Here is a 12551-nt window from a genome sequence, read left to right as displayed (position 1 = left end):
CTTTTTGCTTGTTCCCTAAGCAAAAAGCTGGCAACTGCCTACTATTTTTCTCAGGGTCACGATCGAAGGATTCGCCCGGCAACATGCCTCTTGACTTATCGACTTAAATGACCCACACGCCTGAAAGCAGTCCATGGCATGGAGCCATGGACTGCGAAATACGGTCATGGTGACAACAAAAAGCTTTATACGTAACGCTTTGTGCGAAGCATATCACTGAATTGAGCAATGCAGCAACAGCCCATGGATCAAGGCAGCGCCGACTGTCAAAAGGCAATCAACGCAATACATCGCTCCATATTATTCATTTCACTGCATCGCCGCGATTGACAGAATCGACTTGAGCATGTGGAAACGGAGGCATTGCCGGCGTTTGGATCGCAAGCCTGCCGTTGCGCTCACCGCAACCGCGCCAACCTTCGCCCGAAATGCTTCAACTCCAGCGCCGCAGCCTGCGCCACGTGCCCTGCATCGCTTTCACTGTCCTGTTCAGCCGCCCCGGCCACAGCCAGCACCGCCAGCCGGCTCTGGTAGCGCGATTCCTGCAGCGGTCTGAACACCAGCTTGCCCCGGTACAGCGAGGCAAAGGACGAGGGGACGATGGCCACGCCCAGGCCGCAGGCCACCAGGGCGAGCACGTTGACGAACTGGCCGGCCTCGTGGCGTATGGAAGGGGTGAAGCCCGCGTCCAGGCACAGGGCCACGGTGCGGTCGAAGTAGTCGGCATCCTCGTAGCGCGCAAAGCCCACGAAGGGCTCATGCGCAGCCGATTGCAGCGGTAGCGCGCCTTCGCCAGCCGCCAGCGGATGGGACGGCGCCATGGCCAGGCAGTAGGGATCGTCCATGCCGGCCACTTCCTCGGCCAGTGGCTCGCCCTTGCCGGGGCGCCCAAAACCCAGGTCCAGCTCTCCGGCGCGCAGGGCGCGCAGTTGCTGCGAGGTGATCATCTCGCGGGCTTCCACGCGCAGGTTCCAGCCGGCGTCGGCAATGCGGCGCAGCAGGCCGGGCAGCACCGAGTGCATGGCCGACGGAACCAGGCCCAGGCGAACCACGCCCTGGCGGCTTTGCTGGCGTTCGCGAGCGCGCAGCGGGGCCTGCTGGGCGCGCGCAAGAATGGCGCGCGCGTCCTCCAGCAGGGACTCGCCCGCAGGCGTGAGCCGCACGCCGCGCGGCAGCCGTGTGAACAGGGCTGCGCCCACCTCTTCCTCCAATTGCTTGAGCTGGGCCGACAGCGGCGGCTGGGCAATGAAAAGCTTGCGAGCGGCGCGGCTGACGTTGCCCTGCTCGGCCACGGCGACGAAATAGCGCAGGTGGCGCAATTCCATAGGTGTTCACCCTTTGAAAACATACTTGCTTCGTATGCTTCAGATACTAATTCAGTCTTGGACATACCTCTGGCGTATGGAGACACTGCCGCCATCGCCAATTTCCAACGGGCCAGCGGCCCCCACGCCATGCAAGCACTGCGCAAGACCGAGCCGAGCCACGGCCTGACACTGACCCAAGCGGACATGCCCGCGCCCGGCCCTGGCGAAGTGCTGCTGCGCGTGCATTCGGCCGGTGTGTGCGGCACCGATCTGCACATTGCCGAATGGACCCGCAGCTACCACTTCCTGACCCCAGCCCTGCCCGTGACGATCGGCCACGAGTTCAGCGGCGAGATTGCCGCGCTGGGCGAAGGTGCCGGGAACCTGGCCCCGGGCCTGACCGTGGGCCAGATGGTGGCCGTGCGGCCCTCGGTCACCTGCGGCCGCTGCGCGGCCTGCACCAGCGGCAACTTCGATGGCTGCACCACGCGGCGCGGCATTGGCGTGCTGCGCAATGGCGGCTTTGCACCCTGGGCCGCCGTGCCGCTGCGCAACTGCGTGCCGGTCCCGGCCGGTGTGCAGGGCGACGTGGCCGCGCTGGCCGAGCCGCTGACCGTGAGCCATGAGGCCGTGCGCACGGCCGGCGTGCGCCCCGGCCACCGCGTTCTGGTGCTGGGGCCGGGCAACATCGGCCAGGGCATTGCGCTGTTTGCGCGGGCCGCAGGCGCCGCCCAGGTGGTGGTGGCCGGGCATGGCGATGCGCCGCGCCTGGCGGTGTTGCGCGCCATGGGCTTTGATGATGTGCTGGACTTCGAGGGCAGCGATATGGATGCGGCCCTTGCCCCCTATCTGGCCCGGGGCCGGTTCGATGCCGTGATCGAAGCCACGGGCGCGGCCGCCGTGATTGCGCCGGCGCTGCGCGCGCTCAAGGTGCATGGCGTGCTGGTGATCACGGGCATCCATGCGGCGCCCGTGCCCATCGACCTGACGGCGCTGGTGCGCAACCACCAGGAGCTGCGCGGCTCCTACCGCGCGCCCGAGAGCGCCTGGCCCGAGGTCGTGCGCTTCATGCAGGAGCACCAGCCCCTGCTGCGCCAGATGATCACGCACCGCGTGCCGCTGTCGCGTGCCGAGGAAGGCTTTGCGCTGGCGCGCGCGCGCCATGCCAGCAAGGTACTGGTACAGCCGGAGCACCAGGCATGAGGGGCAGCAACGCCTTTCTTGCGCTGTGGAACGGACTGGACCGCAGCGATGCGCGCGAGGAATACGAGGCCTGGCACGCCATGGAACATGTGCCCGAGCGCGTGGGCCTGCCGGGATTTCTGTGGGGGCGCCGCTATGTACGCGGTTCGGATGCAGGCGGTGCGCCATCTGCCGCAGGCAGCAGCTATTTCACGGTCTATGGATTGCAGGGGCTGGATGCGCTGCAGACCGCGCAGTATGCCGATGTGATCGCCCATCCCACGCCCTGGTCCGCCCGCATGCGGCCCCGGCTGAGCGCCTTTGTGCGCCGGCCCTGCGCACTGGTGGCCACGGCAGGCGCCTCCACCGCCGCGCACCTGGTGGCGGTGCGCGCCACCACCGCCGACCTGCCCGGCTGGTCCGCCGCAACCACGCAGGCGCTGGCCGAGGCCGAGGACAGCGCCCTGCTGGTGCGCGCCAGCGCGGGCGCCGTGCCACCCGCGCTGGACCTGGCCTACCCCGTGGGCGGCGAACGCATTGCCCAGGCCGTGACCGGCCAGACCACGGTGGTGCTGCTGGCCGAGCATTGCACGGCCGAGGGCGCGCGCCAGGGTGCGCAGTGGCTGCTGGAGCGGCTTGCGCCCTGGAGCCTGCCGGGCGTGCAGGCCGAATCCTTTGTGCTGCAAAGCCAGGTGGTGCGCAGCGACCTGCCTGCGGATGTGTCACAGCGGCCGCACTCCCGATTGCCGCCGCGCCTGGGACCCATGGACCGGTATTTTTCGCGCTGAAGCCAGATTGCAGATGAACATTCCAGGAGACAAGAACATGAACAAGCCCCAGACAAGCAGGCAGCCGCTGCTGCGGTCGTCAACGCGCCGCGCCGCCCTGCTGTGGTGCGCTGCCGCGCTCTCGCCGGTCTTCCCCTCCCATGCCGCAGGCGACAAGGATGCGTGGCCCACGCGCCCGCTGCGCTTGATCGTGGGCTATGCCAGCGGCTCCTCCCCCGACGTGCAGGCGCGCCTGCTGGCCGAGCCGCTGGGCCGCGCCCTGGGCCAGCCCGTGGTGGTGGAGAACAAGGGCGGCGCCAGCGGCAACATCGGCGCCGATGCCGTGGCCAAGGCCGGCGACGGCCATACGCTGGGCGTGATCGGCAACGGCCCGCTGACCAGTTCCAAATACCTCTACGCCCGGCTGCCCTACGACCCGGGGCGGGATTTTGCGCCCATCGCCATGATCGGATCGGCGCCGCTGGTCTGGGTGGCGCCGCGCGCCGCCGCCACCGATACGGCGGCCTACCTGCAGTCCCTGCGTTCCGAGAACGGGCAGTTCAACTTCGGCTCGGTCGGCAAGGGCTCGGGCACGCACCTGGGAGCCGAGCTGATCAAGGAATCCATGGGCCTGCGCCTGGCCCATGTGCCCTACAACGGCGGCCCGGCCGTGGTGAACGCCCTGCTGGGCGAACAGGTACAGATGGCGCTGCTGCCGGCCTCCACCGTGATGCCGCTGGTGCAGTCGGGCAAGCTGGCGGCGCTGGCCGTGACCTCCAGCGAACGCAGCCCGCTGGCGCCCGGCGTGCCGTCCATGCGCGAGATCGGTGCGGGCGCGGTGGACATCGAGGTGTGGAATGCCGTGATGGCGCCCGCCTCCATGCCCGCAGCCCACCGCGCCCGGCTGTCACAGGCGCTGGAGCGCATCCTGCATTCGCCCGAAGTGCGCGACAAGCTGCTGGCCCAGGGCTGGCGCGTGGACGATGTCGGCCCCGCTGCCCTGTCCGCACGCATGGCGCAGGACAACCGCACCTACGGCGCGCTGATCGCCAAGAAGAACATCCGGCTCGACTGAGCGGACAGCGCCAACCGAGGCGGCACCTGCAGCACCAGGCAGCAAGCAACGGCCAGCGCCCCATTTTTTCCATACCCCATAGAGGAGACATCATGAAGACCTTGCAACGAGGAGGCTGGGCCGTGGGCGCCGCAGCCCTGGCCCTGGCAAGCCAGGTGCATGCGCAGACACAGACACAGACACAGGCGCAAACACAGACGCAGACATCGGCCCCGCCCGCGATCCCCAGCAGCAGCGTGACGCTGTACGGCGTCGTGGACATGGCGGTGGAGTCGGCGCGCACGGGCAATGGCGGCCTGCAGCGGCTGGAAAGCGGCGTGATCGCCGGGTCGCGCTGGGGCCTGCGCGGCACGGAGGACCTGGGTGGCGGCCAGCGCGCGCTCTATGTGGTGGAGGCCGGCTTCAACGGCGACACGGGTGCCAGCGGCCAGGGCGGCCTCGCCTTTGGTCGCCAGGTCTTCGTGGGCCTGGGCGGCGGCTGGGGCCAGCTCACGGCCGGGCGCCACTACACCACGCTGCACACCTCGCTGGCCAGCTATGCGCTCACCGGCCTGATCTGGGGCAACGCGGCCAACTATTTCCGCGACGGCACGGTGCTGCGCGCCAGCAATTCGCTGCGCTACCAGTCGCCGAACATGGGCGGCTTCACGGTGCGCGGCATGTATTCGTTCGGCGAGGCGGCGGGCTCCAGCGTGGCCAGCCTGTACGGCGGCTCCGTGGACTATGCGGCCGGGCCCTGGGCACTGGGTGCATCGTGGATGCAGCGGCGCACCACGGCCGTGAATACCGACCGCTATGCGCTGCTGGGCGCGGCCTATGACTTCGGCGTGGCGCGCGCGGCGCTGCTGCTGTCCACGCGGCGCGACGACCTGCCTGCCGCCACCAGCGGCCAGGGCCGTTTCTACGAGGCCAGCGTGACCGTGCCCATGGGCATGGCGGGGCAGTGGCTGCTGTCCTATGGCACCTACCACGGACAGGCTCGCGCCCAGAGCGATGCGCGTGCGCTGAGCGTGCGCTACGACCACTCGCTGTCCAAGCGCACCAAGCTCTATGCGGGCGTGGGCCGCATCCACAACGAGGCGGGTGCCGCCTTCACCATCAACACCGCCAGCAATGCGGGGCCGGTGGTCCAGGCAGGCAGCCGGCCCAGCTCGGTGGTGCTTGGCATATCGCACGCCTTCTGATTGCCGAGACAGGCGCGGCCAGCGCCTGCCATGCCGACAGGGCGGCCCGGCTGGAGTCTGGCCGCTGTAACAACCCCATGAAATCCAGGGAATATTCGCCTATTTGAATGGATTTTTCCAATCAGAAAAAGTCTGTCCAATCAGCGAATTAGGAGATTTGCAAGAGAGAAAGTTTCGCAAAAAGACAAGTGCCTGCGTGATCCGGCAAGAAAAATAAAATCCAAATGTAAACAATTGTTTATCTGGCCTGTAAGATTCTTCCAGTCAATCAGTGTTTCCCCAGGAGGGTGTTGTGAAGCACCTTGCCGATGCATTCATCGGGAAAATGCATCGCACCTGCCTGGCCATTGATTTTTTCATATAAGAATTCTTACTCATTCAATCTTTTGACGCACCACATCCACGGCCACCAAGATGAGAGCGCATCCAGATTATGGAGAATAATATCCGCCCATCACCAGCAAGCCGATACTGGATATAACAAAATCAGCCGGGCCGAGGAATTGCTACAGGCCTGCAAATGGCCAGAGCCTTCCATATATCCCCTGCTGGTGCTCAGATATGTGCAGGAAGCGCAGGCCATTTTCGAGCTGCACCGCATGCCCGACCGCGTGGTCTCATGCCGTATTGCAGCCGCCTTCATCCATTGCCAGCTGGGCGAAGAGCGCAATGCGATTGCACTGGCCACTGCCGCAATGGCCAATCCCGCACTGCTGCAGCCGGAATCCATGGCCTGCGCCACCTATGTGAGGGCGCTGGCGCACAGCCGGCTGGGCGAGCTCGATACCGCCTTGCAATTGATCGACGGCAAGGACCATGATTTCGCATTGATGGCGCCGGGCATCACGCCCTGGCTGTCCGCCCTGATCAATTGGGCCAGAGCGCAGATTCTGTGGAAGATCTATCTCTACAAGAATCACCAGAATCTGTGGTGCGGGCCGCCCCCGGATTCAGGCCTGGTCCAGCTCGGTGCCGCGGCACCCGACAGCGCCGACCTGCAGGCGCTGCTGGAGCGGGTCGGCCGCCAGCTGCCAACGGGCCTGGCCTGGCCCTACAGCGATTTGCTGCAGCTCTCGGTCAAAGGGCTGGATGCGGGCCGCCGCGAAGCCGCTGGCGTGATCCGTGCCATTGAACGCATCGGCGTCCGCCACCAGATCAAGAACCCGCCGATTGCCGGCTGGGCCTGGCTGAGCAGCGCACTGGTGCACTGCAGCAAGCGCCAATATGCCCAGGCCCTGCAGGCGGTGATGCTGGCAAAGTCCACGGCCCAGACCTACCAGCTCGAAGGCCTGTGCCGCAATGCCCTGGTCTACGAGTACCACATACAGGAAACGCAGGGCGATTTTGCAGGCGCCCTGTCCACGCTGAAGGCGCTGAACATCATGCGGCTCAAGAGCATGGCCATCAGCCCCTATCTGGAGAAATCCAGATTCACGGCCATGGACGAGGCACGGCTGCACGATCTGGAACCCGCCTATGTCAAGCGCGCCCTCCAATACATACAGGAAAACCTGGACAAGAAACTACCGATCCAGACCATTGCCGACCATTGCCGCGTCAGCCGGCGCACATTGGAGGTTTCCTTTCGCAACAGCCGGTCGTGCAGCATCGGTGAATATATAAGGCAAAGCCGCATTCATCTTGCGGCCGAATCGCTGCTGACCACCGACCAGAGCATAGGACAGATTTCCTCGCAGCTTGGTTATTCCTCGCTCTCATCATTTTCCAGAGATTTCTCCGGACATTATGGAATACCGCCGTCTGTCTGGGTCCGTCATCATCGATTGGCGTGATCCGGATTTTTATGCGATGCGGCCCGATTGCGTGGCACGCAGCCATATTGAATACTGAAAGGAATACGCATGAAATACCTGAAAAACATGAAGACGGGCTCCATGTTGGGTCTGGGATTTTCGATTCTGATTGCCATCGCGCTGTCGATTGCGCTGTATGGCCGCGCCCAGCTGGTACAGGCCTCCGATGATGTGGCCTACCTGGCCGACAAGCGGATCACCAGCCTGCTCCGGCTGGTGGAGATCAAGGGCTCGGTGGAGTTCATCTTTCGCGGCGTGCGCAGCATGGCGTTGATGGAGGACGCCGGGGAAAAGAAGCTGGCCAAGGCCGCACTGGATGCACAGCGCCAGAAGATCAGCCAGCTGATGGAGAAATTCCGCGAAGGCCTGAGCACACCGCAGGGCATTGCCCTGTACGACAACATGAAGAACGCGCGCATTGCCTATCTGCCGCTGCTCGACCAATTCATGGAGGCGGCCACGCGCCACGACCTGCAGGCCGTCTCGGCCATGCTTGGCGAAAGCGGGGAGTTCCGCAAACGCCAGGACGCGTTCTTCAACTCCATCAATGACATCCTGGCCCACCAGCAGGTGCGTGCCACGGAAACGGCGCAGGCCTCCGAGGACAAATCCCTGGCTGCCGGGCGGCTGATGCTGTCCCTGGCGCTGGCCGCACTGGCCATAGGCGCGCTGGTGGGCTGGGCCATCACGCGGCGCATCACGGGCCTGCTGGGCGGGGAGCCCGCCTACGCGGCGCAGATCACGCAGGAAGTCGCCAGGGGCAACCTGGCGGTGGCCGTGGCGCTGCGGCCCGGTGACACCACCAGCCTGCTGGCTGCGCTGAACTCCATGCGCGCGAGCCTGGCAGACATCGTCAGCCAGGTGCGCCACAGCAGCGAATCGATTGCCACGGGCGCCAGCCAGATCGCCTCGGGCAACGCGGACCTGAGCGCTCGCACGGAAGAGCAGGCCGCCAACCTGGAGGAGACGGCAGCCTCCATGGAGCAGATGACCGCCACCATTCAGCAGAACGTGGACACGGTGCGCAGTGCCTCGGGCCTGGCCCAGTCGGCCAGCGCCACGGCCGTGCACGGCGGCGAGGTGGTGCATGGCGTGGTCAGCACCATGGAGGACATCACGCACAGCTCGCGCAAGATCGAGGAAATCATCGGCGTGATCGACGCCATTGCGTTCCAGACCAACATCCTCGCGCTCAACGCCGCCGTGGAGGCCGCGCGTGCCGGGGAACAGGGCAAGGGCTTTGCGGTGGTCGCCTCGGAGGTGCGCTCCCTGGCCCAGCGCTGCGCCAACGCGGCCAAGGAGATCAAGGGCCTGATCAGCGAGAGCGTGGGCAAGGTCGCCGCCGGCTCCCGCCAGGTGGCCGAGGCCGGCAACACCATGAACGACATCGTCACCCAGACGCACCGCGTGGCCGAACTGATCTCCGACATCGGTGCCGCCACGCAGGAGCAGTCCCAGGGCGTGACCCAGGTCAGCGACGCCGTGCAGCAGCTCGACCAGGTGACGCAGCAAAACGCCTCCCTGGTGGAAGAGTCCGCCGCCGCTGCCGACAGCCTGAACAAGCAGGCGGCGCAACTGGTGCAACTGGTCAGCGTGTTCCGGCTGGATGAAAGCGAGGCCCGGGCACAGACCGCCAGGCCGTCTCCCGCGCTGGCCCCTGCCGTGCCCCGCCCCGCCAAGCCCTTGCGCGCGGCAACGGCTGCGGCCTCCAGCGCGCCTGTGGCGCTGCCCGCCAGGACCACGGCACCCCGCCGCGCCACGGCGGCCGAGATGGCGGAGGAGTGGGAGCAGTTCTAAAACAGGCTCAACGCATCACCAGGCCGCCATCGACGAACAGTACCTGTCCCGTCATGAAGCCGCTCAGTTCCGAGGCCAGGAACAGCACCGGCCCCGCCACGTCTTCGGGGCTCGCCAAGCGGCGCAGCGGCGTGGCGGCCATCAGCGATTCGCGGAAGGACTCGCGCGTGTCCTGCGTGCCCTGCGTGGGATAGACCAGCCCCGGCGCGACGCAGTTGACACGTATGCCCACGGGCCCCAGCTCGCTGGCCAGGTTGCGGCTGAAGGCCACCAGCGAGGCCTTGGCCGTGGTGTAGTCGTGGTAGGGCACGACGGGGTGCTCCACCAAATTGCTGGCAATGTTGACGATGCTGCCCCGCGCACGCTGGCGCATCTGCGGCAGCACCGCGCGGCAGACATTGAAGGCCGCGCCCACGGCACCGTCGTACTGGGCCTGGTAGTCGCTCCATTGCAGGTCGTCGAAGAGGCGGCGGCGCTCGGGGTCGAAGGCGTAGGGTTTGAAGGCGTTGTTGACCACGATGTCGATGGCGCCCGCCTCGCGTGCAATGGCCTCGGTCATGGCCTGGACGGCGGGCTGCGAGCCCACATCGGCCTTGATGGCCCAGGCATCGCCTCCGGCCTGCTTGCCCGCTGCCTGGCAGGCCGCCACGGTGCGGGCGGCGGCTTCGTCGTTGGACAGGTGGTTGACCACCACGGTGGCACCCTCGCGCGCAAAGGCGATGGCAATGGCAGCGCCTATGCCGCGGCCGGCGCCGGTGACCAGCACCACCTTGCCTTGCAGGCCCAGGGAAGACGGCTGTGCCATCTCAGGCCCCGGGCAGCAGGCTGGTGTCCACCACGTCGGACACCTTGATCTGCCTTTGCACCATGCCCAGCGCGCGGTAGGCGTCGGCGCCCTTTTGCAGGGCGGCCAGGTCGAAGCTGCCCAGCGGCTTGCCGGCCTGCAGCGGCTGCGAAGACGCATTGCGCAGGCGGATCACGTCCAGGTTGATGTCGCGCTGCGTGCCGTCGATGGCGTGCTTGCCGGCCAGCGTGGCGGCCTCATCGGGGTTGGCCATCATCCAGGCGGCGCTGTCGCGGTAGCCCTTGAGGAAGGCGCGCAGCAGGTCCTTCTTGTCGCGCAGCGTGTCCTCGCGCACCACGAACATGTCACTGGAGATGTTCAGGTGATCGCGCACCTGCATCACATCGACCTCGCCAATGCCTTTGCGCAGGCCCACGGCCAGGCCGGTGTCGGTGGCGGCCGTGGCATCGACCTGGCCCTGCATCAGCGGCGCGAAGTTGAGCAGGCCGGTGACGACGATGGTCACGTCCGACTCCTTGAGGCCGGCCTGGTGCAGCATCACCAGCAGGTTCTGGCGCGTGCCGCTGGACAGGCTGTAGACGCCGATCTTCTTGCCCTTGAGGTCCGCCGGCTTGCGGATGCCGGCCGACTTGAGCGAGACCACGTTGAACACGTTCTGCGGATAGATGTCGTAGATGGCGACCAGCTTCTCGCCCTTGTCCAGCGCCATGAAGAAGGAGCCGGGATCGGTGAAGGCCACATCGGCCTGGCCGCTGAGCATGTTGCGGATGGCGTCGCCGCCGCCTGCGCCGGGCAGGTAGGCCAGCTCCACGCCCTGGGCCTTGAAGAAGCCTTTGTCGGGCTCGGCCAGGATGTTGGTGATCTCGCTGATGGGCTTGCTCCAGCCCGCCAGGCGGATCTTGCCTTGCACAGGAGCGGCCAGGCAATTGCCGGCCAGCGCCAGGCCGGCAAAACCGGCAGAGGCGCCCAGCAGGCTGCGGCGGGTGAGGAAGGGAGATTGCGGTGTGTGCATGGCGCTTGGGGAAAAGGTTTCGGAAGTGTTCAGGATGGTCAGGCGGCGCGCGAGCGCAGCAGCCGGCGCTCCAGCACCAGGCAGGCCTGGTACAGCAGCAGGCCCATGGCGGCGATCAGCACCAGGGCCGCAAACATGAGGGTGGTGTCCATCATTCCCTGGGCGGCAATGACCACAGCGCCCAGGCCGCGGCTGGCGCCCATGAATTCGGCCACCACGGCGCCGACCAGGGCCAGCACCACGGCCACGCGCAGGCCCGCAAGAATGGCGGGCAGACCCGTGGGCAGCTTCAGGCGCAGCAGCGTCTGCAGCCGCGTGGCGCCCAGCATGCGAAACAGCTGCAGCCGCTGGGCATCGACCTGGCGCAGGCCGGTCAAGGTGTTTTCCATCAGCGGGAAAAAGCAGATCAGCGCCGTGATCAGCACCGTGGGCAGCATGCCGAAGCCGAACCACAGCACGAACAGCGGCGCCAGCGCCAGCTTGGGCACGACCTGGCTGACCACCACATAGGGCTTGAGCACACGCTCGAGCAGCTCGGATTCAGCCAGGGCCATGCCCGCCAGCAGGCCGATCGCGCTGCCGGCCGCCAGCCCCAGCAGCAGGGCCTGGAGCGTCGCCCAGATGTGCGGCCAGAAATAGCCCGTGGCCAGCCCCGTCCACAGCGATGCCGCAATGGCCGAGGGCGCCGGCAGCACCAGGGCGGACAGGCCCCATTGCCGCACCAGCAGCTCCCACAGGCCCAGCAGGACCAGCGCCAGCGCGGCGGCCAGCAGGCGGGCATGGAACAAGGACACCGTCATGCCGCCGTCCTGTCCATGGCTGCGCGCACGCGGGCGCAGTGCTCGTTGAACGCCGGCCCGTGGCGCATGGCCTGGGTGCGCGGCGCGGGCAGATCGACCGCCATGTCGGCCACGATGCGCCCGCCGTGCATGAGGGCGATGCGGTCGCCCAGGTAGACGGCCTCGTTGATGTCGTGGGTGACGAAGAGCACCGTGGTGCCGCGCTCGCGGCAGGTGCGCAGCAGGTCGTCCTGCAGCTCGGCGCGCGTGATGGCGTCCAGCGCAGCAAAGGGCTCGTCCAGCAGCAGCAGCGGCGGGTCGAGCACCAGCGCCCGTGCCAGCGCCACGCGGCTTTGCTGCCCGCCCGAGAGATGACGCGGATGGCGCTGCGCATGGCTGGCCAGGCCCAGCTGCTCCAGCAGCGCCAGGGCGCGCTGCTCGTCCTGCGGCGCGGGGTGCCTTTGCAGCGACACGGGCAGCAGCACATTGCCCAGCGCCGTATGCCACTCCAGCAGCGTGGGCGCCTGGAACATGAAGCCCAGCTGCGGGCCGGGCTCGGCCAGCTCGGCGCCACGCAGCAGGATTCGGCCCGACTGCGGCCTGAGCAGCCCCGCCGCCAGCTTGAGCAAGGTGGTCTTGCCGCAGCCGCTGCGACCCAGCAGGCAGTGGATCTCACCGGCCTGCACGCGCCAGTCCACGCCGTCCACCACCGGCGGGCGGCCCGGGTAGGTGAACACCACCTGTTCGATATCGAGAAACGCCATGCCGTCAGTCCCGTCTGTGATGACCGTCATGCCCGTCATGCCCGTCGTGCCGGTGTGCATGGATG

Annotated in this window: 11 protein-coding genes; 6 read left to right on the top strand and 5 right to left on the bottom strand. The window is 66.9% G+C overall.

Annotated features, from left to right (window positions below; genetic code table 11):
- Nucleotides 1–398: 398 nt before the first annotated feature.
- On the bottom strand, nt 399–1325 hold the full coding sequence (locus tag IAE24_RS04535) for a LysR substrate-binding domain-containing protein (RefSeq protein ID WP_071956299.1): 927 nt from the start codon (nt 1323–1325) through the stop codon (nt 399–401).
- 129 nt (nt 1326–1454) lie between these two features.
- Between IAE24_RS04535 and IAE24_RS04530 the strand changes: the two genes are divergently transcribed.
- From IAE24_RS04530 to IAE24_RS04505, 6 genes are all read left to right on the top strand, one after another.
- The gene (locus tag IAE24_RS04530; RefSeq protein ID WP_156897996.1) at nt 1455–2510 is read left to right on the top strand and encodes a zinc-dependent alcohol dehydrogenase; all 1056 of its coding nucleotides are present in this window, start codon (nt 1455–1457) and stop codon (nt 2508–2510) included.
- Nucleotides 2507–3277, top strand: a complete 771-nt coding sequence (locus IAE24_RS04525; RefSeq protein WP_199959667.1) for a hypothetical protein — start codon at nt 2507–2509, stop codon at nt 3275–3277. The genes IAE24_RS04530 and IAE24_RS04525 overlap by 4 nt, the downstream gene beginning before the upstream one ends.
- 37 nt (nt 3278–3314) lie before the next feature.
- Nucleotides 3315–4331, top strand: a complete 1017-nt coding sequence (locus IAE24_RS04520) for a Bug family tripartite tricarboxylate transporter substrate binding protein (RefSeq protein WP_199959669.1) — start codon at nt 3315–3317, stop codon at nt 4329–4331.
- A 92-nt stretch (nt 4332–4423) separates the two neighbouring features.
- Nucleotides 4424–5515 (top strand): porin, encoded by a 1092-nt coding sequence (locus IAE24_RS04515; RefSeq protein WP_199959670.1) that lies wholly within the window; start codon nt 4424–4426, stop codon nt 5513–5515.
- Between the two features lie 308 nt (nt 5516–5823).
- Nucleotides 5824–7308, top strand: a complete 1485-nt coding sequence (locus IAE24_RS04510; protein ID WP_233626113.1) for a helix-turn-helix domain-containing protein — start codon at nt 5824–5826, stop codon at nt 7306–7308.
- 69 nt (nt 7309–7377) lie between these two features.
- Nucleotides 7378–9126 carry a methyl-accepting chemotaxis protein gene (locus IAE24_RS04505; protein ID WP_199959672.1) on the top strand — a complete coding sequence of 583 codons (1749 nt, stop codon included), beginning with the start codon at nt 7378–7380 and terminating at the stop codon, nt 9124–9126.
- Between the two features lie 7 nt (nt 9127–9133).
- Here IAE24_RS04505 and IAE24_RS04500 read toward each other — a convergent pair whose 3' ends face one another.
- From IAE24_RS04500 to IAE24_RS04485, 4 genes are read right to left on the bottom strand one after another with little or no spacing between them, the layout of a single operon-like run.
- Nucleotides 9134–9931: an SDR family oxidoreductase gene (locus tag IAE24_RS04500; protein WP_192366529.1), complete on the bottom strand. Its 798-nt coding sequence runs from the start codon at nt 9929–9931 to the stop codon at nt 9134–9136.
- A gap of 1 nt (nt 9932) precedes the next feature.
- Nucleotides 9933–10943, bottom strand: coding sequence for an ABC transporter substrate-binding protein (locus tag IAE24_RS04495; protein WP_126312081.1), 1011 nt, complete (start codon nt 10941–10943; stop codon nt 9933–9935).
- A gap of 38 nt (nt 10944–10981) precedes the next feature.
- Nucleotides 10982–11743 (bottom strand): ABC transporter permease, encoded by a 762-nt coding sequence (locus IAE24_RS04490; protein WP_016450562.1) that lies wholly within the window; start codon nt 11741–11743, stop codon nt 10982–10984.
- Complete coding sequence (locus IAE24_RS04485; protein ID WP_442778724.1) at nt 11740–12546, bottom strand: ABC transporter ATP-binding protein; 807 nt, start codon at nt 12544–12546, stop codon at nt 11740–11742. The genes IAE24_RS04490 and IAE24_RS04485 overlap by 4 nt, the downstream gene beginning before the upstream one ends.
- Between the last annotated feature and the right edge of the window lie 5 nt (nt 12547–12551).

The sequence above is a fragment of the Delftia sp. S65 genome (assembly GCF_016516495.1).
Taxonomy (GTDB): Bacteria; Pseudomonadota; Gammaproteobacteria; order Burkholderiales; family Burkholderiaceae_C; genus Comamonas; species Comamonas acidovorans.
The sequence above is the reverse complement of the archived record's forward strand: the minus strand, read 5'-3'. Positions and strand labels throughout refer to the sequence as shown.